Origin of the sequence: Methylobacterium sp. 275MFSha3.1 (assembly GCF_900108435.1) — a bacterium.
In the GTDB taxonomy this organism is placed as follows: Bacteria; Pseudomonadota; Alphaproteobacteria; order Rhizobiales; family Beijerinckiaceae; genus Methylobacterium.
Genome location: NZ_FNWP01000010.1, coordinates 182,948 through 205,277, shown reverse-complemented (window position 1 = coordinate 205,277; position 22,330 = coordinate 182,948). Strand labels below are relative to the sequence as shown.

17 protein-coding genes and 1 tRNA gene are annotated in these 22,330 nt (G+C 71.7%); 11 read left to right on the top strand and 7 right to left on the bottom strand.

The features are described from left to right. Positions 1-37 precede the first annotated feature (37 nt). The 3 genes from BLW78_RS14305 to metH all read left to right on the top strand — a co-directional run bounded on the left by BLW78_RS14305 (position 38) and on the right by metH (position 6,085). Positions 38-1,063: an ArsR/SmtB family transcription factor gene (locus BLW78_RS14305; RefSeq protein WP_020095369.1), complete on the top strand. Its 1,026-nt coding sequence runs from the start codon at positions 38-40 to the stop codon at positions 1,061-1,063. Positions 1,064-1,119: 56 nt separating this feature from the next. Then, positions 1,120-2,040 (top strand): methylenetetrahydrofolate reductase [NAD(P)H], encoded by a 921-nt coding sequence (metF, locus tag BLW78_RS14300; RefSeq protein ID WP_020095368.1) that lies wholly within the window; start codon positions 1,120-1,122, stop codon positions 2,038-2,040. Positions 2,041-2,332: 292 nt separating this feature from the next. After that, positions 2,333-6,085 (top strand): methionine synthase, encoded by a 3,753-nt coding sequence (metH, locus tag BLW78_RS14295; protein WP_091680371.1) that lies wholly within the window; start codon positions 2,333-2,335, stop codon positions 6,083-6,085. A 129-nt stretch (positions 6,086-6,214) separates the two neighbouring features. Here metH and BLW78_RS14290 read toward each other — a convergent pair whose 3' ends face one another. From BLW78_RS14290 to BLW78_RS14275, 4 genes are all read right to left on the bottom strand, one after another. Further along, complete coding sequence (locus BLW78_RS14290) at positions 6,215-7,219, bottom strand: SMP-30/gluconolactonase/LRE family protein (protein WP_244526944.1); 1,005 nt, start codon at positions 7,217-7,219, stop codon at positions 6,215-6,217. 51 nt (positions 7,220-7,270) lie between these two features. Beyond that, positions 7,271-9,001 (bottom strand): L-arabinonate dehydratase, encoded by a 1,731-nt coding sequence (gene araD, locus BLW78_RS14285; protein WP_091680370.1) that lies wholly within the window; start codon positions 8,999-9,001, stop codon positions 7,271-7,273. Positions 9,002-9,017: 16 nt separating this feature from the next. After that, entirely contained in the window at positions 9,018-10,325 is a 1,308-nt protein-coding gene (locus BLW78_RS14280) for an MFS transporter (protein WP_091680368.1), read from the bottom strand. A gap of 81 nt (positions 10,326-10,406) precedes the next feature. Then, on the bottom strand, positions 10,407-11,126 hold the full coding sequence (locus BLW78_RS14275; protein WP_012319094.1) for a ribonuclease activity regulator RraA: 720 nt from the start codon (positions 11,124-11,126) through the stop codon (positions 10,407-10,409). A gap of 192 nt (positions 11,127-11,318) precedes the next feature. Here BLW78_RS14275 and BLW78_RS14270 point away from each other — a divergent pair, with 192 nt between their 5' ends. The 7 genes from BLW78_RS14270 (at position 11,319) to BLW78_RS32035 (ending at position 16,741) form a co-directional block, all read left to right on the top strand. Next, the gene (locus BLW78_RS14270) at positions 11,319-12,020 is read left to right on the top strand and encodes a GntR family transcriptional regulator (protein WP_244526943.1); all 702 of its coding nucleotides are present in this window, start codon (positions 11,319-11,321) and stop codon (positions 12,018-12,020) included. A gap of 129 nt (positions 12,021-12,149) precedes the next feature. After that, on the top strand, positions 12,150-13,820 hold the full coding sequence (locus BLW78_RS14265; RefSeq protein ID WP_091680365.1) for a thiamine pyrophosphate-binding protein: 1,671 nt from the start codon (positions 12,150-12,152) through the stop codon (positions 13,818-13,820). Positions 13,821-13,879: 59 nt separating this feature from the next. Further along, positions 13,880-15,457, top strand: a complete 1,578-nt coding sequence (locus BLW78_RS14260; protein WP_091680364.1) for an aldehyde dehydrogenase (NADP(+)) — start codon at positions 13,880-13,882, stop codon at positions 15,455-15,457. An 82-nt stretch (positions 15,458-15,539) separates the two neighbouring features. Next, positions 15,540-15,614: transfer RNA gene (locus BLW78_RS14255), tRNA-Gln, on the top strand. Positions 15,615-15,769: 155 nt separating this feature from the next. Then, positions 15,770-15,937, top strand: coding sequence for a hypothetical protein (locus BLW78_RS31370; RefSeq protein WP_170855154.1), 168 nt, complete (start codon positions 15,770-15,772; stop codon positions 15,935-15,937). Next, positions 15,934-16,134: a hypothetical protein gene (locus BLW78_RS14250; RefSeq protein WP_056532440.1), complete on the top strand. Its 201-nt coding sequence runs from the start codon at positions 15,934-15,936 to the stop codon at positions 16,132-16,134. The genes BLW78_RS31370 and BLW78_RS14250 overlap by 4 nt, the downstream gene beginning before the upstream one ends. 58 nt (positions 16,135-16,192) lie before the next feature. Beyond that, complete coding sequence (locus tag BLW78_RS32035) at positions 16,193-16,741, top strand: HD domain-containing protein (protein WP_091680362.1); 549 nt, start codon at positions 16,193-16,195, stop codon at positions 16,739-16,741. A gap of 53 nt (positions 16,742-16,794) precedes the next feature. Here the strand turns inward: BLW78_RS32035 and BLW78_RS14240 are convergent, their stop codons facing one another. Further along, positions 16,795-17,034 carry a hypothetical protein gene (locus tag BLW78_RS14240; protein ID WP_056532442.1) on the bottom strand — a complete coding sequence of 80 codons (240 nt, stop codon included), beginning with the start codon at positions 17,032-17,034 and terminating at the stop codon, positions 16,795-16,797. 878 nt (positions 17,035-17,912) lie between these two features. Between BLW78_RS14240 and ybaL the strand changes: the two genes are divergently transcribed. Next, positions 17,913-19,787 (top strand): cation:proton antiporter domain-containing protein, encoded by a 1,875-nt coding sequence (ybaL, locus tag BLW78_RS14235; protein ID WP_091680361.1) that lies wholly within the window; start codon positions 17,913-17,915, stop codon positions 19,785-19,787. A 79-nt stretch (positions 19,788-19,866) separates the two neighbouring features. Here the strand turns inward: ybaL and BLW78_RS14230 are convergent, their stop codons facing one another. Both BLW78_RS14230 and BLW78_RS14220 read right to left on the bottom strand, forming a co-directional pair. Next, a complete protein-coding gene (locus tag BLW78_RS14230) occupies positions 19,867-21,045 on the bottom strand; it encodes an acetyltransferase domain-containing protein (protein WP_091680359.1) in 1,179 nt (392 codons plus the stop codon). 376 nt (positions 21,046-21,421) lie between these two features. Continuing rightward, complete coding sequence (locus tag BLW78_RS14220; RefSeq protein ID WP_091680356.1) at positions 21,422-22,327, bottom strand: AraC family transcriptional regulator; 906 nt, start codon at positions 22,325-22,327, stop codon at positions 21,422-21,424. Positions 22,328-22,330: the final 3 nt, after the last annotated feature.

The following is a 22,330-nucleotide window of genomic DNA, read 5'->3' as shown; positions in this document are numbered from 1 at the left end:
CTTGCGCCCGCGGGAAAACGGACATAAACATATCTTTATGTCTATCGAACGCAGGCAAGAAGCGGGGTCGATCCCCTTTCCGGAAGCCCTGGGCGTCCTGCGTGCCGCCGCGGAGGAGACGCGCCTGCGCATCCTGGCGCTGCTCGTCGAGGGGGAACTGTCGGTGTCCGACCTCACCGACATCCTGGGTCAGTCGCAGCCGCGGATCTCTCGCCACCTCAAGCTCTTGGTGGAGGCCGGGCTGGTCGAGCGCCACCGCGAGGGGGCCTGGGCGTTCTTCCGGCTGTCAGACGCCCGCGCCGGCCTGGCGGACCCGCTGCTGTCCGGTCTCGACCGGACCGCGCCGCCCCTGTCGGAGGACCGCGCGCGCCTCGACGCCGTCCGGGCGCAGCGGGCGGATGCCGCCACGACCTTCTTCGCCCGGCTGGCCCCCAAATGGGACGAGCTGCGCTCCCTGCACGTGCCCGAGGCGATCGTGGAGGCCGCGGTGCTCGACGCCCTGGGCGACCGCCCGATCGGCAGCCTGATCGATCTCGGCACCGGCACCGGCCGGATGCTCGGCCTGCTGGCGCCCCGGGCCGGCCGCGCCACCGGGCTCGATTCGAGCCATGCCATGCTGTCCGTCGCCCGGGCCAACCTGGAGCGCCAGGGCTTGGCAAGGGTGGACCTGCGGCAGGGCGACATCCACGCGCCGCCCTTCGCGCGGGCTAGCTTCGACCTCGTCGTGGTCCATCAGGTGCTGCACTATCTCGACGACCCGGCCCGGGCGCTGCGCGGGGCCGCGCGGCTCGTGGCGCCGGGCGGCCGCCTGCTGGTGGTGGACTTCGCGCCGCACGAGCTGGAATTCCTCCGCACCGGGCAGGCCCATCGGCGCCTCGGCTTCTCCGCCGAACAGGTCTCCGGCTGGCTCGCCGAGGCCGGCCTCGCGACGGTCGCCACCCGCGATCTGACGCCGCGCGAGTCGGGCCAACTCACCGTCACCCTCTGGCTGGCCCAGGACGGACTGGCTCAGGACGGGTTGGCCGACACCGACACAGAACAGCCTCAGCGCGCCGTCGCCTGAGACACTGACCTCCGCAGACTTCGTCTGAACCGACCGACATAGAGGACGAGACCCCGATGCGCCGCTCCACCCACCGCGCCAGCCGCGACGGCTACCACCCGATCCGCGTCTCGATCGAGTTCTTCCCGCCGAAGACCGACGAGATGGAGAAGATCCTCTGGAACTCCATCGAGCGCCTCGCGCCGCTGCAGCCGAGCTTCGTCTCGGTGACCTACGGCGCCGGCGGCTCCACCCGCGAGCGCACCCACAACACGGTCGCCCGCATGGTCCGCGAGACCGGCCTCAAGCCCGCCGCCCACCTCACCTGCGTGGACGCCTCCCGCGACGAGATCGACGCGGTGGTCCAGTCCTACTGGGACGCGGGCGTGCGCCACATCGTGGCGCTGCGCGGCGACCCGGCTGAGGGTGTCGGCCACGCCTACCGGCCGCACCCGGAGGGCTACGCCTCGACCGCAGAGCTGGTGAAGGGGATCAAGCGGATCGGCGACTTCAAGGTCTCGGTCTCGGCTTATCCCGAGAAGCACCCCGAGGCGGCCTCTCTCGACGCCGACATCGACGCCCTGAAGGCCAAGGTCGATGCCGGGGCCGACCAGGCGATCACCCAGTTCTTCTTCGAGAACGAGATCTACCTGCGCTACCTGGACAAGGTCCGGGCCGCAGGGATCACGATCCCGATCATCCCGGGCATCCTGCCGGTGCAGAACTTCAAGCAGGCGGCGAACTTCGCCCGCCGCACCGGCGCCTCGGTGCCCTACTGGCTGGCCGCCCGGTTCGAGGGGCTGGAGGACGACGTCGAGACCCGCCGGCTCGTGGCCGGCGCGGTGGCGGCCGAGCAGGTCCTCGACCTCGTGGACGAGGGCGTGAACGACTTCCACTTCTACTCGATGAACCGCTCCGACTTGGTCTACGCGATCTGCCACCTGCTCGGCCTGCGCGCCCAGGCGCCGAAGCTGGCGGCCGCGAAGGCCGCGGCTTAACTTCTCGGGGCCGCGGTCCGTCATCGCGAGCGCAGCGAAGCGACCCAGGGCAGCGCGACATCCGTGAGCGTGGCGCGGCTGGATTGCTTCGCTCCGCTCGCAAAGACGGCTTGTGTCCGAGACAGCAGCCAGGGCACGCACGAGAGACCGAAGATCCCCCTCCACCTCGTCCTGAGGGGCCGCGCGAGCGGCCCCGAAGGAGGGCTCCAGGGAATACCGAGATATCTGGAGGCCTCCAAGGCCTCCGCTTCGCTCCGGCACCTCAGGACGAGGTGATCTGACAGGACGCACGATGACCGATTTTGCCCCCGTCGACGGCACCGAGATCGCGAAGGCCCTGCGCCAGCGCGCCGCGGAGAAGATCCTCGTCCTCGACGGGGCGATGGGCACCGTCATCCAGCGCCTGAAATTCTCGGAAGAGGACTTTCGCGGCGACCGGTTCAAGGATCACGGGCACGATCAGAAGGGCAACAACGACCTGCTGATCCTGACCCAGCCCGACGCGATCCGGCAGATCCACCTCGACTACTTCCTGGCCGGCGCCGACGTCTGCGAGACCAACACCTTCTCGGGCACCACCATCGCCCAGGCCGATTACGGAATGGAGTCGATCATCCACGAGCTGAACGCTCAAGGAGCGCGGCTCGCCCGCGAGGCGGCCAAGCTCGCTGAGGAGAAGGACGGCCGCCGCCGCTTCGTGGCCGGCGCCATCGGCCCGACGAACCGGACCCTGTCGATCTCGCCCGACGTGAACAACCCGGGCTTCCGGGCGGTCACCTTCGACCAGGTCAAGCAGGCCTACGTGGAGCAGGTTCGCGGCCTGATCGACGGCGGCGCCGAGCTGATCCTGATCGAGACGATCTTCGACACGCTCAACGCCAAGGCCGCGGTCGCAGCGGCGTGGCAGGTCTTCGACGAGACCGGCATCCGCCTGCCGATCCAGATCTCCGGCACGATCACTGACCTCTCGGGCCGCACCCTGTCGGGCCAGACCCCGGCGGCCTTCTGGCACTCCCTGCGCCATTCCGAGCCGCTGACCTTCGGCCTCAACTGTGCGCTCGGCGCCCGCGAGATGCGCGGCCACATCGCCGAGCTGTCGCGGATCTGCGACACGCTGGTCTGCGCCTACCCGAATGCCGGCCTGCCGAACGAATTCGGCCTCTACGACGAGAGCCCGGAGGCGATGGGCAAGCTGGTCGGCGAGTTCGCCGAATCCGGCCTCGTCAACATGGTCGGCGGCTGCTGCGGCACCACGCCGGACCATATCCGCGCCATCGCGGAGGCCGTCGCCGGCAAGGCGCCGCGGCCGATCCCCGAGGTGCCGCGCCTGATGCGGCTGTCGGGCCTCGAGCCCTTCGTGCTCACGCCGGAAATCCCCTTCGTGAACGTCGGCGAGCGCACGAACGTCACCGGCTCGGCCAAGTTCCGCAAGCTCATCACCAACGGCGACTACGCGGCGGCCCTCGATGTCGCCCGCGATCAGGTGGCGGCCGGCGCCCAGGTGATCGACGTCAACATGGACGAGGGCCTGCTCGACTCCCAGAAGGCGATGGTCGAGTTCCTGAACCTCGTCGCCGCCGAGCCCGACATCGCCCGGGTACCCGTGATGGTCGATTCCTCGAAGTTCGAGGTGATCGAGGCCGGCCTGAAGTGCATCCAGGGCAAGCCGATTGTGAACTCGATCTCCATGAAGGAGGGCGAGGAGAAGTTCATCGAGGCCGCCAAGGTCTGCCGCTCCTACGGCGCCGCCGTGGTGGTGATGGCCTTCGACGAGCAAGGTCAGGCGGATTCCTACGAGCGCAAGGTCGAGATCTGCACCAAGGCCTACCGGATCCTGACCGAGCAGGTCGGCTTCCCGCCCGAGGACATCATCTTCGATCCGAACATCTTCGCGGTCGCCACCGGTATCGAGGAGCACAACCCGTACGGCGTGGCCTTCATCGAGGCGACCCGCACGATCCGCGAGACCCTGCCGCACGCCCACATCTCGGGCGGCGTCTCGAACCTGAGCTTCGCCTTCCGCGGCAACGAGCCGGTGCGCGAGGCGATGCACGCGGTGTTCCTGTTCCACTGCATCAAGGCCGGCATGGACATGGGCATCGTCAATGCCGGCCAGCTCGCCGTCTACGACGAGATCCCGGCGGAGCTGCGCGAGCTGTGCGAGGACGTCGTCCTCAACCGCCGCGACGATTCCACCGAGCGCCTGCTGGAGGCCGCCGAGCGCTTCAAGACCGGCGCATCGGCCCAGGCCAAGACCGCCGACCTGACCTGGCGCGAGGCTCCGGTCGAGAAGCGGATCGAGCACGCGCTGGTCAACGGCATCACCGAGTACATCGTGGCCGACACCGAGGAGGCGCGGGCCTCAGCCGAGCGCCCGCTCCACGTCATCGAGGGCCCGCTGATGGCCGGCATGAACGTGGTCGGCGACCTGTTCGGCTCCGGCAAGATGTTCCTGCCGCAGGTGGTGAAGTCCGCCCGCGTGATGAAGCAGGCGGTCGCCTATCTCGAGCCGTTCATGGAGGAGGAGAAGCGCGCCAACGGCGGCGACGGCAAGCGCCAGGCCGCCGGCAAGGTGCTGATGGCGACCGTGAAGGGCGACGTCCACGATATCGGCAAGAACATCGTCGGCGTCGTGCTGGCCTGCAACAACTACGAGATCATCGATCTCGGCGTGATGGTGCCGGCTGCCAAGATCCTGGAGACCGCCAAGACCGAGAAGGTCGACATCGTCGGCCTGTCGGGCCTGATCACCCCATCGCTCGACGAGATGGTCCACGTGGCCGGCGAGATGGAGCGCGAGGGGCTCGACGTGCCGCTGCTGATCGGCGGCGCCACCACGAGCCGCGTCCACACGGCGGTGAAGATCCACCCGGCCTACGCCAAGGGTCAGGCGGTCTACGTCACCGACGCGAGCCGCGCGGTCGGCGTGGTGTCGAGCCTGATCTCGAAGGAGACCCGTGGGCCGACGATCGAGAAGGTCCGGGCCGAGTACGCCAAGGTGGCGGACGCCCACAGGCGCTCGGAGGCCGACAAGCAGCGGCTGCCGATCGCGAAGGCGCGGACCAACGCCTTCAAGATCGACTGGTGGGGCTACAAGCCGGCCAAGCCGACCTTCACCGGCACGAGGGTCTACGGCTCCTACGAGGTCGCCGACCTCGTGCCCTACATCGACTGGACGCCGTTCCTGCAGACCTACGAGTTCAAGGGCCGCTTCCCGGCGATCCTGGACGATCCCGAGCAGGGCCCGGCCGCCCGCGCCCTCTACGAGGACGCGCAGGCGATGCTGAAGCAGATCGTTGAGGAGCGCTGGTTCAATCCGAAGGCGGTGATCGGCTTCTGGCCGGCCAACAGCGTCGGCGACGACATCGCGCTCTACACGGGCGAGAGCCGGTCGGAGCGGCTCGCCACCTTCCACGGCCTGCGCCAGCAGCTCTCGAAGCGCGACGGGCGGTCGAACACCTGCCTGTCGGACTTCGTGGCCCCGGCCGAGACCGGCATCGCCGATTATGTCGGCGGCTTCGTGGTCACGGCCGGCCTGGAGGAGGTGCGGATCGCCGAGCGGTTCGAGCGGGCCAACGACGATTACCGGGCGATCCTCGTGAAGGCGCTCGCCGACCGCATCGCCGAGGCCTTCGCCGAGCGGATGCACGAGCGGGTGCGCAAGGAGTTCTGGGGCTACGCGTCCGACGAGGCCTACGGGCCCGAGGAGCTGGTGCTGGAGAAGTACGACGGCATCCGCCCGGCCCCGGGCTACCCGGCCCAGCCCGACCACACCGAGAAGACCACCCTGTTCGACCTCCTGAAGGCCGAGAGCCGGATCGGCGTGAAGCTCACCGAGTCCTACGCGATGTGGCCGGGTTCGTCGGTATCGGGGATCTACATCGCCCACCCGGAGGCGCACTATTTCGGCGTCGCCAAGGTGGAGCGCGATCAGGTCGAGGATTACGCCGCCCGCAAGGGGATGGATGTCCGCGACGTCGAGCGCTGGCTCGGCCCGATCCTGAACTACGATCCGGCGCGGTACATGCCGCAGGCGGCGGAGTAGGGGCGGGGCACCACCGTCATCGCGAGCGCAGCGAAGCGACCCAGGGCATCGCGACATCGGTCGGCGTGACGCCCCTGGATTGCCTCGCTCCGCAAGGACGGCAGGGCGGCGCGAGCCGCCCATCCAACCTCAGCAGGTCCCCGCACCCCGCGTGTTCACGTACAGTGAATAGACCGAGTGCGTGGACGTCATCAGCAGCAGGTTGCGGTTGAGTCCGCCGAAGCACAGGTTGGCGCAGCGCTCCGGCAGGCGGATCCGGCCGATCAGCTTGGCCTGCGGCGAGAGCACGATGACCCCGTCCTCGGCCTCGCTCATCCCCCAGCCGCACCAGAGATTGCCGTCGACGTCGACCCTAAAGCCGTCCGGCGTGCCGGTGCCGGCATCGTAGAAGACGCGGCCGTTCGCGGCCTTGGTGCCGTTCTCGACCACGTCGTAGACGCGGATCAGGCGGTTCGGCTTCGCCCGCGCCTCGATGAGGTAGAGCTTGGACTCGTCCGGCGAGAAGCAGAGCCCGTTCGGACCCGCCACGCCCTCGACCGCGACGCTGGCCTGTCCCGTCCTCGGATCGATCCGGTAGAGGTTGCCGGGAAGCTCCGGCGCGGCCATCGACTCGTGCGGGTTCGGCCCGAAGGCCGGGTCGGTGAACCAGACCGCGCCGTCGGAATGGCAGATCACGTCGTTCGGCGAGTTCAGCGGCTTGCCGTCGAACCGGTCCATCAGCGTGGTCAGGCTGCCGTCGTGCTCGGTGCGGGTGACGCTGCGGGTCCTGTGCTGGCAGGTGATCAGCCGGCCCTGCCGGTCGCGGGTGTTGCCGTTGGCGTAGTTCGACGGCTTGCGGAACACCGAGAGCGCGCCGGACGCCTCCTCCCACTTCATGATCCGGTCGTTGACGACGTCGCTGAACAGCAGCGATCCCATGTCGCCGAACCAGACCGGCCCCTCGGCCCAGCGGAAGCCGGTGGCAACCCGCTCCACCGTTGCCGAGGCGAGCCGGTACTTGGCGAAGGCCGGGTCGAGGATCTCGACGGCCGGGTCCGGCACCCGCTGCGACGGCTCCCAGCCGGCCCCGGCCGCCCGCGCGGCGCCGAGCAGGGCCGCTCCGGCGAGCAGGCCCCTGCGTGCGATCATGACCATGGTACCTCCCTGTGATGGGGCCCGCCGCCTGTTACCGACGGCTCGGGCCGGTCAGTGAATCTCGGGTTCCGGAATACCGCCGGCGCCCTCCAGAAAGTCGAAGTCGCAGCCCTCGTTGGCCTGCCGCACGTGCTGGGCGAACAGCCGGTTGTAGCCCCGCGGATAAGACCGGTCCGGCGGCCGGAACGCCTTCACCCGCGCCGCGATCTCGGCGTCGTCGAGGTGCAGGTGGATCTGCCGCCCGGGCACGTCCACGGTGATGAGGTCGCCGTCGCGCACGGCCGCGAGCGGACCGCCCGCGGCCGATTCCGGCGCCACGTGCAGGATGCAGGCGCCGTAGCTCGTGCCACTCATCCGCGCGTCCGAGATGCGGACCATGTCGCGCACGCCCTGCCGGAGCAGCACCTTGGGGATAGGCAGCATGCCCCATTCCGGCATGCCGGGGCCGCCGATCGGGCCGGCATTGCGCAGGATCATCACGTGGTCGGGCGTGACGTCGAGGTCGAGGTCGTTCACCGCCGCGCTCATCGCGTCGTAGCGGTCGAAGACCAGCGCGGGACCGGTGTGCTGCAGCAGCCGCGGGTCGGCGGCCGGCGGCTTGATCACGCAGCCGTCAGGGGCGAGGTTGCCGTACAGGATCGCGGTCCCGCCCATGGCCACGATCGGCCGGTCGAGCGGGCGGATCACGTCGTCGTTGAACACCCGCATGCCGGCGAGCCCGTCGCCGATCGTGCCGCCGGTGACCGAGCGGGCGTCGAGGTGGAGGAGGGGGGACAGGCGCGCCATCAGGGCGCGGATGCCGCCCGCGATGTGGAAATCCTCCATCAGCCACTGCCCCGACGGCCGGAGGTTGGCGATCACCGGCACCTTCTGGGCGAAGTCGTCGAACTCGGTGAGCTTGACCGGGATACCGGCGCGCCCCGCCATGGCCACCAGGTGGATCATCGCGTTGGTGGAGCCGGCGAGCGCGTTGTGGACCACCAGCGCGTTGTCGACCGAGCGGCGGTCGAGGATGTCGGACGGCTTCAGGTCCTCCCAGATCATCTCGACGATCCGCCGGCCGCAGGCGCCGGCCATGCGCGGATGGTCGGCGTCGGCCGCCGGGATCGAGGCCGAACCGGGCAGCGATAAACCCAGGGCCTCGGTGATCGCCGTCATGGTCGAGGCCGTGCCCATGGTCATGCAGGTTCCGGCGGAGCGGGCGATGCCCGCCTCCATGTCGTTCCATTCCTGCGTGGTGATGTTCCCGGCCTCCTTCTCGGCCCAGTACTTCCAGACATCCGAGCCCGAGCCCAGGATCGTCCCGCCGAAGTGGCCGCGCATCATCGGTCCCGCCGGCAGGAACACCATCGGCAGGTTCATGGAGATCCCGCCCATCACCGTGCCGGGCGTGGTCTTGTCGCAGCCGCCCATCAGCACCGCGCCGTCCACGGGGTGCTGGCGCAGCAGTTCTTCCACCTCCATGGCCAGGAGGTTGCGGTAGAGCATCGTGGTCGGCTTGACGAAGTTCTCCGACAGCGACAGCGCCGGCAGCTCGATCGGGAAGCCGCCCGCCTGCCAGACGCCGCGCTTCACGTGCTCGACGCGCTCGCGGAAATGCTGGTGACAGGGGTTGATGTCGCTCCAGGTGTTGATGATGCCGACGATCGGCTTGCCGGTGAAATCCGCCCGCTCGTAGCCCATCTGCAGCATGCGCGAGCGGTGGCCGAAGCTGCGCAGGTCGGTGGCGCCGAACCAGCGCTGGCTGCGCAGATCCTCCAGGGTCTTCTTGCGCGCGGTCATCGCTCTGTCTCCGGTCTCACGCGTTCGACCCGGCCGGGCGGCCCGCGACGAGCGTGATCGCCGCGGCGGCGAGCGCGCAAGCCGCCAGGAAATAGAGGCCGGCCTCGTAGGTCCCGGTATAATCCTTCAGCCAGCCCAGGACGTAGGGGCCGACGAAGCCGCCGAGATTGCCGATCGCGTTGATCAGCGCGATCCCCCCGGCGGCCGCGGGCCCGGCCAGGAACTCCCCCGGCATCGCCCAGAAGGCGGGCTTGCTCCCGTAGAGCCCGATCGTGGCCACCGACATCGCCGCGAGCGCCCAGAGGCTGCCGAGCATGGGGCCGGAGACGACGAGGCCGAGGGCGGCGACCAGCGCGGCGATCGCGAAGTGCCAGCGGCGCTCGTCGCGCCGATCCGACGACCAGCTCCAGGCGATCATGCCCAGGGTCCCGACGCCGTAGGGCACCGCCGTCGCGACCCCCGTCTCCCAGTCGGTGAGGTGCAGGCTCTTCAGGATCGGCGGCAGGAAGAAGGTGATGCCGTAGGTGGCGGTACCGATGCTGAAGTACATCGCGCCCAGCGCGAGCACGCGCCGGTCGGTCAGGACCTGCCCCAGGGTGAAGGGTCCGTGGGCCCGGACCGTGCCGTCCCGCTCCGCCGCGATCGCGGTCCCGAGCCACAGCCGCTCCTCGGACGTGAGCCACGCGGCCTGTTCGGGCCGGTCGGTCATCAGCGCCAGGACCGCGAAGGCCAGCAGGATCGAGGGCGCCGCCTCGAGGAGGAACAGCCACTGCCAGCCGTGCAGGCCGAGCGCCCCGTCGAGCTGGAGCAGCGCCCCCGAGATCACCGCCGTGAGGGCGTTCGAGCCCGGGACCGCGAGGAACAGCGCGGCGACCACGCGCGCCCGGTACCGCTTCGGGAACCAGTAGGTGAAGTAGAGGATCACGCCGGGGAAGAAGCCGGCCTCGGCCACGCCCAGCAGGAAGCGCAGGGCGAGGAAGCTCGCCGGGCCGGTGATGAGCGCCATGCTGCCCGCCACAAGCCCCCAGGTGACCATGATCCGGGCGATCCAGAGCCGCGCCCCGGCGCGCTCCAGGAGGACGTTGCTCGGCACTTCGAAGATGACGTAGCCGAGGAAGAAGATGCCGGCCGCCCAGCCGTAGACCGTGGCGGAGAACCCGAACTCCCGGCTCAGCCCGAACGCCGCGAAGCCGACGTTGGTCCGGTCCATGTAGGCGACGAAGTAGATGAGGACGATCAGCGGCAGCAGACGCCGCGACACCTTGGCGACCGTCCGCCGCTCGATCTCCGGCGCCGCATCGCCCCCGCGCAACCCCGCCGCCATGGCGTCCCCCCGAGCCGAATCCGACGCGTCCCGGCCCTTTGCCGATCGCGGGCCGGGCCGGAGCGGGCCGGTGCGGCACGCTCAGCGGCCGGTCCGCGTCCGCCAGGCGGCGAAATCGGCGAGGCTCTGCTCGTCGGTGGCAGGGTAGAGGCCGAGGATTGTGCGGCCCTTGCGTACCTCCTCGGTGACGAAATCCTCGTAGGCGGTCATCTCCACGGCCTCGTCGGCGACCGCGTCAGCGAGGTGGGCCGGGATCACCGCCACCCCGTCGCCGTCGCCGACGATCACGTCGCCGGGAAAGACGGGCGCGTCTCCGCAGCCGATCGGCACGTTGATGTCGATCGCCTGGTGGACCGTGAGGTTCGTCGGTGCCGACGGGCGCGCGTGGTAGCTCGGCATCTCGAGCCGGGCGATCTCGTCGGCATCGCGGAAGCCCCCGTCGGTGACGAGCCCGGCGCAGCCGCGCACCATCAGCCGGGTCGCCAGGATCGAGCCCGCGGAGGCGGCCCGGGCGTCCTTCCGGCTGTCGATCACCATCACGGCGCCGGGCGGGCACTCCTCCACGGCCTTGCGCTGCGGGTGCGCGCGGTCGCGGAACACCGTGATCGGGTTCAGGTCCTCCCGGGCCGGGATGTAGCGCAGGGTGTAGGCCTCGCCGACCATCGTCGGGCCGCCGGCCTTCAGGGGCAGCACGCCCTGGATCATCTGGTTGCGGAAGCCGCGCTTGTAGAGGGCGGTCATCAGCGTGGCCGTGCTGACGGTCTTCAGCTTGGCGCGCGTCTCAGGGGACAACCCGGACATCCGCTTCTCCTCCCCGGGCCTCGGTCTCGGCAACCGCGGACGGTGACAATCACGCGTCGCTTGCGCCGGCCTTGGCTCCCGTCCGCGCTGGGCGCAGACTGATATCCCAGCTCTTGAGTAACACGGGGCGCCGCGCCATTGTCAACCGGCGCGGGTCGCGACCGACCCGGGCAGAGATCGACGGGGAAGCCCTTGGCCGAATTGGACTTTGCGGGCGGCGGCAGCGCCTCGGCGGCGGAGGCGCGCAGGCCGCGCTCGCTCGCCGAGACCGCCTACGACGCCATCGAGCAGATGATCATCAGCCGCCGTCTCGCGCCCGGCGCGATGGTCTCGGAGGGCGAACTCGGCGCGGAGCTGGGACTCGGCCGGACCCCGGTCCGCGAGGCCCTGGCACGGCTGAAGACGATCGGGTTCGTGGAGGTCCACCCGCGCCGCGGCGTCCTCGTCACCCAGGTCGACATCATCAGGCACCTCGAGCTGCTGGAGGTGCGGCGGCCCCTCGACGAGACCGTGGCCCGCTGCGCCATCGCGCGGGGCACCGAGGACGACATGGCGCGGCTGCTGGACCGCGTCGGCGGGCTGCGCCGCACCGCCGAGGCCCGCGACCGGGAAGCGTATTTCCGGCACAAGCGCGCCCTGCACGAGGGGCTGGTCGGCGCCGCCTACAACCCGACGCTCGCCGGCACCATGGCGGCGCTGCACGCGCAGTCGCGACGGTTCTGGTACACCTACGAGCCGACCGCGAGCTTCCCGGACTGCGCGGCGATCCACGCGGCGATCGTGTCGGGCATCGCGGCGCGCGACGCGGGGGCGGCCCTTGCCGGGATCGGGACGCTGTTCGACTTTCTCGACCGGATGACACGCCGGGCCCTCGACCGGCGCCCCCTGGTCTGACAGGTTGACCGCCCCGAACCCGCCCCTATCCTGAGACTGGGATATCAGACGCATCTCAGCGGCGGGCGGATCCACGGCCGATCCCGGCGCCATGCCCCGGACGCGGCCCGAGCGCCAGGGAGGAACGGCTTGAGCGGATTGCCCCCACGCACCGGCGCGCAGGTGCTCGTCGACCAGCTCCGCGCGCAGGGCGTCGAGCGCGTGACCTGCGTCCCCGGCGAGAGCTATCTCGCGGTGCTCGACGCCCTGCGCGACAGCGGCATCGACGTGCTGGTCTGCCGGCAGGAGGGCGGCGCGGCGATCATGGCCGAGGCCGCCGGCAAGCTCACGGGCCGCCCGGGCATCTGCTTCGTGACCCGGGGGCCCGGCGCCACCAACGCCTCCGCCGGCGTGCACATTGCCCGCCAGGATTCGACGCCGATGATCCTGTTCGTCGGCCAGATCGCCCGGCGCATGCGCGACCGCGAGGCCTTCCAGGAGGTCGACTACCGCCAGATGTTCGGCGGCGTCGCCAAGTGGGCGGTGGAGATCGACGACGCGGCGCGCATCCCGGAGATCCTCGCCCGAGCTTTCCGGGTCGCGCTGCAGGGCCGCCCGGGCCCCGTCGTGGTCGCCCTGCCGGAGGACATGCTCGACGACGTCGCGGCCGTGCCGGACGCGCCGCGCGTCGTCCCGGCCGCGCCGGCCCCGTCGGGGGACGATCTCGCGCGCCTGCGGGCCATGCTGGCGGAGGCGCGGCGGCCGGTGGTGCTGCTCGGCGGCTCCCGCTGGACGGAAGGCGCCGTCGCCGCCCTGGCCGCCTGGGCCGAGCGCCACGACCTGCCGGTGGCGGTCTCGTTCCGGCGGGCCCAGCTCTTCCCCGCCGACCACCCGAACTTCGCGGGCGAGCTCGGGATCGGGCCCAACCCGGCGCTGCTCGCCCGGATCCGGGAGGCGGACCTGCTGCTGATGGTGGGCGGGCGCCTCTCCGAGATGCCGGCGCAGTCCTACGGCCTGCTCGGCATCCCCGATCCCGGCCTGCCGCTGGTCCACGTCCACGCCGACGCGGCGGAACTCGGCCGGGTCTACCAGCCGGCGCTGGCGATCGAGGCGGCACCCGAGACCTTCTGCGCGGTCCTGCCGGAGTTCGAGGCCACCGGCACCGGCCGCGCCGCCGAGGCCCATGCCGCCTACCGCGCGTGGTCCGAGACGCCGGAGCCGAAGCCCGGCGCGTTCCAGTACGGCGCGGCGATCGCGTGGCTGCGCGAGCGGCTGCCGCCGGACGCGGTGATCTGCAACGGCGCCGGCAACTTCGCCACCTGGGTCCACCGCTATTACCGGTTCCGCGCCTTCGGCACGCAGCTCGCGCCGACCTCCGGCTCCATGGGCTACGGCCTGCCCGCCGCCGTGATGGCGAAGCGCAGCCGCCCGGAGCGGATCGTCGTGGCGCTCGCCGGCGACGGCGACGTGATGATGACCGTGCAGGAATTCGCGACCGCGGTTCAGTACGGGATCGCCGTCGTGGTGGTGGTGCTCGACAACGGCATGTACGGCACGATCCGGATGCACCAGGAGCGCGAGTATCCCGGCCGCGTCTCGGCGACCGAGCTGCGCAACCCCGACTTCGCGGCGCTGGCCCGCGCCTTCGGCGGCCACGGCGAACGGGTGGAGCGCACCGAGGAGTTCGCCCCCGCCTTCGAGCGCGGCCTCGCCTCCGGGCTGCCGGCGATGATCCACTGCCTCGTCGATCCCGAGGCGCTGACCCCGACCATGACCCTCGCGGCCATCCGCGAGAAAGCCCTGGCGGCGCAGCGGGGCTGACCGCCCGCGCGCGTCGTCCCGGTGCGGCCCGCCCGCACCCCCACCGAGAGGAGCAGCTCATGACCCTGCGCGGCGAGAACCTGATCGGCGCCGAGGCGCGGCGCGGCACCGAGGCGGCCTTCCGGGCCGTCGAGGCGGCCACCGGACAGGCCCTGGAGCCGGACTTCCCGGGCGCGAGCCGGAGCGACCTCGACCGGGCCTGCGCGCTCGCCGAGGCCGCCTTCGACACCTTCCGCGAGACCGACCCGGAGGCGCGGGCCGGCTTCCTGGAAGCGATCGCCGCGAACATCCTGGAGATCGGGGATGACCTCGTCACCCGCTGCATGGCCGAGACGGGGCTGCCCCGGCCGCGGATCGAGGGCGAGCGCGCCCGGACGGTCGGCCAGCTGCGCCTGTTCGCCGGCGTCGTCCGCGAGGGCAGCTACGTCGAGGCGCGGATCGACCCGGCCCTTCCGGACCGCAAGCCGCTGCCCCGGCCGGACCTGCGCCTGCGCCGGATCGCCGTCGGCCCGGTGGCGGTGTTCGGCGCCTCGAACTTCCCGCTGGCCTTCTCGGTGGCGGGGGGCGACACCGCCTCGGCCCTGGCGGCGGGCTGCCCGGTGGTGGTCAAGGCCCATCCCGCCCATCCCGGCACCTCGGAACTGGTCGGCCGCGCCGTCCAGAAGGCGGTTGCGTCCTGCGGCCTGCCGGAGGGGACCTTCTCGCTGCTGTTCGATGCCGGCCAGTCGATCGGGCAGGGGCTGGTGGCCGATCCCCGGATCGCGGCCGTCGGCTTCACGGGCTCGCGCCGGGGCGGCACCGCCCTGATGGCGATCGCGGCCGGGCGCCCGTCGCCGATCCCGGTCTACGCCGAGATGAGCAGCATCAACCCGGTGCTGCTGTTCCCCGGCGCGCTCGCCGCGCGGGGTGCCGCGATCGGCAAGGCCTTCGCGGCCTCGCTGACGCTCGGCGCCGGGCAGTTCTGCACCAATCCCGGCCTGATCCTGGCGCTGCCGGGTCCGGGTCTCGACGCCTTCCTCGAGGCGGCCGGCGCGGCCCTGCGCGAGAGCCCGGCCGCGACCATGCTGACACCCGGCATCCAGCGCGCGTACCGCGAGGCCGTGGCGCGGGTGGCCGGCCACGCCGCCGTCACCCGCATCGCCGAGGGCACGGAGGGCGGGGCGACCCAGGGCCGGGCGACCCTGTTCGCCGCGGACTCGGACGTGTTCCTGGCGGATCCCGAGCTGCAGGAGGAGATGTTCGGCGCCTCGGGGCTCGTGGTGCGCTGCGCGGACTTCGCCGCGATGCGGGCGGTCCTGGAGCGTCTGGAGGGTCAGCTCACGGCCTCGCTGCACCTCGCGCCGGAGGATCACGCGGCCGCCCGGGACCTGCTGCCGCTCCTGGAGCGCCGCGTCGGCCGGATCCTGGTGGACGGGTTCGGGACCGGCGTCGAGGTGGCGCACGCCATGGTGCATGGTGGGCCTTACCCGGCGACCTCGGACGGGCGCACGACCTCGGTGGGCAGCCTCGCGATCGACCGGTTCCTGCGGCCGGTGAGCTACCAGGACGTCCCCGACGCCCTGCTGCCGGCGGCGCTCCAGGCCGCCAACCCGCTGGGCCTGCCCCGCCGGATCGACGGCACGCCCGAGCGCCGCTGAGCGACGGCTTGCGGGGGCCGGGAGGCCGCGATCCGCCGCTTGCCAGGGGCGGGCGCGGCGTCTAGACAGCCTCCGCTCACCTTGGGGCGTCGCCAAGTGGTAAGGCAGCGGTTTTTGGTACCGCCATTCCCAGGTTCGAATCCTGGCGCCCCAGCCAAATTTCCCAAGGAAAACAGGACCTTCGGGGCCGAGGCTGTGCGGGTCCACCGGAACGCGCGGTGTCGCCCCGCGTCACGAGAATCCGCACGGTCCCGAACGGCCCGCGGGCCGTCCGGCGCCGGTGCTCCGCACCGTGAGGCCGAGACGACCGCTGTGGAGAGCGAGACCGTGACGGCTGAGCCCTTCACGATCCCGACAGGCCACCACGTCGACGTGGCCGAGGCCATCGAAATGCGCTCTCAGGCGACGAGCCTCCGCGCCGACGCTGCGCCGCACGTGGCCGAGAGCGCGATCAACATGAGTTTCCCGAGGACGACATGAGCGACGTGCCCGATCCGAAGCGGAAGACGATCGCCGACAGCGTGCTGGTTCGTCTCAGCACGTTCGCGCTGGGCATCGGCCTGTACGACGGCATCGCCCGGAGCATCGTCGAGAAGGCGGTCGCCGACATGCCGGAGGCCACCGTCGAGCAGATCGCGGCGGCGGCGCGGATGATGATGCTGTTCGTGTCGGGTTGAGAGCGGTACATGGCCGGGACAGCGACCCTGCTGGCGTATCCGGTGAAGGGATGACCGCGTGATCCTGCCTCCCCTCCGCCGGACCGCGGCCGACGCGCGGACGGTGGCCACCGTCGCCCACGACGGCCAGGTCGACAAGGGCGGCAGGCCGTATATCGAGCATCTTGCGCGCGTGGCTGCCGGCGTGCTCGGGCTGTCGGAAGGGTGCCCGTTCTGGTCCGACCTGGAGCGGGACGAGGCGCTGCAGGCCGCGTGGCTGCACGATGTGGTCGAGGACACCCGCTACGAGTTCGGCGACTTGGCCAAGGAGGGATTCAGCGACAACGTGCTGACCTCGGTCGCCATGCTGACGAAGCCCGGAGGTCGCGTCACCTACGCGGCCTGGATCAACAACATCGCGAAAGTGGGCACCCTCCGGGCGACCCTCGTCAAGCTCGCCGACCTTGAGGACAATTCGGATCCCGGGCGTCTGGCGCTCCTGCCCGCGGAGACCCGCGAGCGGCTTCATCTCAAGTACGAGCCGGCCAAGGCAATCCTGCGCGCGGCGGCGGCGGCGAAGGGCTGGCTCGGTTCACCGACGACGGTCGAAGGCAGCGGGCCACGTTAGCCCAGCGCCTTGCCCATGCGGCGAAGCTTCGCGCGACCGGCGCCGTCCCGCTGTCACGGCCGCGGCATGCGCGGCGACCCGCGCCGCGACACCCCTGATAGCTCGGCGCCGAACCTCCCGCGCGCGTGCACCGCGACAGCGAAGCCGCCGTCGACGGTCAGATGGAGAAGCCGCTCGTCCATCTCGGTCAGCATGGGGGCGGGCTTCACGCGATCGACCAGCCCGTCATCGATCGAGGTCGGCCAGACGACGTGCACCTCCCGGAATGTCTCGGCGAACAGAATCGTCAGCATGAACGGCGCCCGGTGGCCGAAGCTGTCCCCGAAGAGCAGCGGCCGCCCGCGACCAAGACCCGGACAATTGAGGGAAGGTCAAATCATCCTCTTCCTAGATCGTAGACGTGCGCCAGCGCACGCGATTTACAATGCTCGCGGTTCGCGCGCGGATGAAGAGCCGATCATGTGAACGTTAATACAAGGGGCCTCGATCTCTGGGGGCATCGCGTGAGCCGCACGTATCCGAACACTCGCAGAGGGCGAGCTTTGCTGTTCAGCCGTCAAGCTGAGCCGACCATTCGGACGTCGGATCTGGTGGGAGCCACGGCCGGGGTCGCACTGCTGGGCGGCCTGTGCTTGCTGCTCGTGGCCCTGCTCACGAGCGAGGCCCAGGGATTTACGGATCTCACGTCGATCCTCACGGACAGCTAGAGCAATACCCGACCCTGTTGCGGCCGGACGCGCGCCCGCTTCCGGGCCGCGTGACGGAGTCGCGCATCCCGGTCAGGCTGCCGCACCTCGCGCGGGCGGCACCGCTCCCCCGGCGCGGGCTCCGGCGAGGCGCCCGGTTCCGGCAGCGGCGAGGCCGCGGGTTCCAGGTCCCGGCCGTTCGTCCCGCCCCGACCCGCCTCGGCCCTCGACCGCGCGCCGGATTCCTGCACGATGGGCGATCGGGACGCGCGGACGCGGGCGGCGCCCGCTGCCCTGGCGCGGGACAGCACTCCGGAAGACCATCGCGGCTCGGCGGGAGGCGGTTTCGCGGCGCCCGAGGGGCACGCGGCGATCGCCGACGGCGGTTCGCACAGGCGTTCGGTCGGAAGAGCGTTGAATCGCGACCGCCATTCGGAAAGGCTCGCTCCGCCCGATCCGCATCGCCCCCCGGAGGTGAAGACCCTGTGCCGCACGCGACCGAACTGATCGCCATCATCGCCCTCGGGCTGACCCTCGCCTTCATCTGCGGGATGGTTGCGCAGCGCCTCAGGCTGCCGCCGCTGGTCGGGTACCTGGTCGCGGGCGTCCTCGTCGGCCCCTACACGCCGGGCTTCGTGGGCGACAGCAACCTCACGGGCCAGCTCGCCGAGATCGGCGTCATCCTGCTGATGTTCGGGGTCGGGCTGCACTTCTCGTTCAAGGACCTGATGGCCGTGCGCGCCATCGCCCTGCCCGGCGCGGTGGTGCAGATCACTGCGGCGACCGCCATGGGGATCGGCCTCGCCTTCGCCTGGGGCTGGACCCTCGGGCAGGGCCTGGTCTTCGGCCTCGCCCTCTCCGTCGCGAGCACGGTGGTCCTGCTCCGCGCGCTGGAGGAGCGCGGCCTCCTCGACACGGACAACGGCCGCATCGCGGTGGGCTGGCTCATCGTCGAGGATCTGGCGATGGTGCTGACCCTCGTGGTCCTGCCCGCCCTCGCGCCCTCGCTCGGGGGCGAGGCCCGGGGCCTCGGGCACGGCACGGCCCACGCCCTCACGGACCTCGTCGCCCAGATCGTCGGACCGGAGTACGCGCAGAGCCTCGCGCTCACCGTCGTTCTGACGCTCGCCAAGGTCGCGGTCTTCGCGGGGCTGATGCTGGTGGGCGGACGCCGCTTCGTGCCCTGGCTGCTCGACCAGGCGGCGCGCACCGGCTCGCGGGAGCTGTTCACCCTCGCGGTCCTGGCCCTGGCCCTGGGCATCGCCTTCGGCTCGGCGGAGCTGTTCGGGGTCTCCTTCGCCCTCGGGGCCTTCTTCGCCGGGATGGTGCTCGCCGAGTCCGATCTCAGCCATCAGGCGGCCGCCGATTCGCTGCCGCTGCAGGACGCCTTCGCGGTCCTGTTCTTCGTGTCGGTCGGGATGCTGTTCGATCCGGGGATCCTCCTGCGCGCGCCGCTCTCGGTCCTGGCGGTGCTCGGCGTCATCATGGTCGGCAAGTCCCTCGCGGCCGTCGCCATCGTGCTGGCCTTCCGGCACCCGCTCGGCACGGCCCTGACGATCGCCGCGAGCCTCGCCCAGATCGGCGAGTTCTCCTTCATCCTGGTATCGCTCGGCCTGTCGCTGAAGCTGCTGCCCGAGGAAGGGCGCAACCTGATCCTGGGCGGAGCCCTGCTGTCGATCACGCTGAACCCGCTCTTCTTCGCCCTGGCAGCGCGGATCGAGCAGGTCTTCGCCGACCGGCCGGACCTCGCCGCCCGCTTCGCGCGCAAGGGCGCGGCCGACGTCGCCGTCTCGGGCGGGGAGCCGCCGCGACGGGACCACGTCGTGATCATCGGCTTCGGGCGCGTCGGCAGCAGCATCGGCGCGACGCTGGAGACCTGGGACCTGCCCTACGTGGTGGTGGAGCGCGACCGCCGCCGCGTGCTGGCCCTGCGCGCGGCCGGCACGCAGGCCGTGTTCGGCGACGCGACCGCGCCCGGCATCCTCGAGGCGGCCGGTATCGGCACCGCGCGCCTGCTCGTCGTCGCCACGCCCGACGCGCATCAGGCCCGTCGCCTCGTCGAGGCCGCGCGCGCCGCCAACCCGGGGATCGACACCGTGGTCCGCACGCACAGCGAGGCGGAACGTCGGCATCTCGAGGAGGACGGCGTCGGCCTCGTGCTGATGGGCGAGCGGGAGCTGGCCCTCGGCATGTCCTTCTACGCGCTGCGCAGTCTCGGCGTGCGCGAAGGCGAGGCGCGCGTCTTCATCGACACGGCGCGCGCGGAGAGCCGGAGCGACGCGGAGGTCACCGTCGGGCCGGTGAAGGGGACCCCCGAGCTGCGCCATCAGCACGACCGCGACGGGGCGGACCTGTCGTGACGCGGGACCGCGGGGGCGGCCCGGTCGTGGCCGCTCCCACACGGGGCCGCGGCGGATGTCGGCGGCCGGGGGGCCGCCGTCAGAGGTAGCTCAGGACCGGCGATGTCGAGGCCCGCTTCAGGCGCACCATGGCGCGGCACGCCAGCCAGAGGGGAACGCTCACGGCGGCCGCGACGAGCCAGAGCGCGAGGGGCGAGCCGGCCTCCACCCGTCCCGTCGCCCCGGCGAGGCCCAGCGCCACCGCGCCGTCGTAGAGGACGCGCAGCAGCGAGAGGTGGAGCAGGTAGAAGAACAGCGGCGCGCCGCCGAAGACGCGCAGGCCGCCGAGGAGCCGCTGCGGCATCACCTCGAACAGCGCCAGCAGGCCGAGACCGAGGCCGAGGGTCAGCAGCAGGAAGTCGGCCGAGGGCGGGTACTTGGTCAGGTTGACGAAGGACAGCACCGTGGCGAGCGGCGTGGCCCCCGCCTGCCACGGCACCGGCTCGCCATAGCCGTTGAGCCCGCGCAGGACGAGGAAGCCGACCAGGGCGGCCGCCCCCAGCCCGAGGAGCCCCGCGCGTCGGCGCGCGGCGTCGACACCGCCGGCGAAGAGCGGCCCCAGGGCGTAGCCGGCCGCGATCACGCCGATCCAGGGCAGGAGCGGGTACGAGGTCCGCGCCAGCCCGCCCCAGGGCAGCGCGATCATCCCGCGCTGGTGCAGGATCGACCAGAGCACGTAGCCGGGCTCGTCCGCCCGGATCGCGACCCCGTCCAGCAGGTTGTGACCGAGCATGAGCGCCAGGGCCCCGGCCACGAGGGCGGCCCGCGGCAGCCAGAGCAGGCCGGCCAGCGCCACCATGCAGAGACCGATCACCCAGATCACCTGCAGGTACAGGATCGGCGGCCGGACGCTGCCGGCCCAGGCGACGTTGACGAGCGTCACTTCCAGCAGGATCAGCAGCAGACCGCGCTTGAGCAGGAAGGCGGCGGTCGCCCGCGCGCCGTGCCTCTGCCCGTAGAGGTACGCCGAGAGGCCGGTGAGCAGGACGAAGACCGGCGCGCAGAGGTGCGAGGCCGCCCGCGTCAGGACCAGGTCGGGCGGCGTCGCGGCGAGGTCCATCGGGTCGCGGACCTGCGCGTGAAGGTAGAAGAACTCCCGCACGTGGTCGACGAGCATCAGCAGCATCACCAGCCCGCGCAGGGCGTCGATGGAGCCGACGCGCCGCGATGCCGCCGGACCGCCGGGCGCGGCGGCGGGCACCCAGGACGATGCGACCATCAGGAGCGCGCCACCGTGCCGAGGGTGCCCCGCGGGGGAGCGCCGATGTCGGCTCGGACGCGGCCGGCGATCGCGCGGAATGCCGGCGACCATCGAGCGGCGCGGTCCTGGCGGCGGCTCGCACGGGCACCGGCCTGCGCGCGGAGGGCCTGCGGATCGGTGATCAGGACGTTCTCCTGCGCGAGGGGCCGTGGCGCGTCGGTCGCGCCGCGGCGGGTGACGGGGTCGAGCGCGATTTCGGTCTCGTACCCGAACCCGGCCTCGGGGCGAAGGGCCGGCTGGCCGCGTCGATGCCGGTGCCGGACCGGAAGGAAGCCGCCTCGCCGTGTCGGGGGCACGGCCTGGGCTCGTCCGGGGCACGGCCAGCCGGCCCGGATCACGGCGCCGGCCGCTCGCGGGTGTACCGGATCGGCGGCCGGCCGACGTGCCGGGCGAAGGCGACGCTGAAGGTGCTCGCCGAGCTGTAGCCCACCCGAGCGGCTACCTCGGCCATCCCGACCGCCTCGCGGCGCAGCAGATCCTTCGCCAGCGCCATCCGCCACGCCAGCAGGTACTCCATCGGGGCGACCCCGACCGCGCGGCGGAACCGCTCGAAGAACGTGGACCGGGAGAGGCCCGCCTCGCGCGCGAGCGCGGCCACCGTCCAGCTCGCCGTCGGACGGTCGTGCATCCGCCGCAGGGCGGCGGCGAGCCGGTCGTCGGCGAGCCCGCGCAGCAGTCCCGAGGGCGCCGCCGGCCCGGCGGTGGCGCGCAGCGCCTCGATCAGCACGACCTCCAGCAGGCGCGCCAGGACCACGTCGCGGCCCGGCCGGTCGGCGCGGGTCTCCTCGTTCACGAGGCCGAGCAGAGTGGTCAGCCGGGCGGCGCCGCGCACATGGACATACCGGGGCAGCAGCGAGACGAGCAGATCCGCGTCGCTCGACGCGAAGACGCAGTGGCCCACGAGCATCCGGACATTCGGCGGCCCCTCGGCGTCGCCGAGCCGGAACACGCCGGGGCTCAAAGCGATGGGACGCTGCGCTGCGCGCCGCGGGGGCGGCGGCTCGAGGCTGGTGGTGGTGAACGCGTGGGCCGCGGGGATGAGGACGAAGTCGCCCTCTCCGAGCACGATCCCGGCCTCGCCGTCGATCGCGAGGCGGCACCCGCCCTCGAGCACGGCGGCGTAGAACGGAAGCCCGGAATCCGTGCGCCGCACCGCCCAGTGACCGGAGCCGGTGACGAGCTTGGACAGCGGGGCGCTCGGCCGGAGGAGGCCGACCACCTGGGTGAGCGGATCGGGCATTCT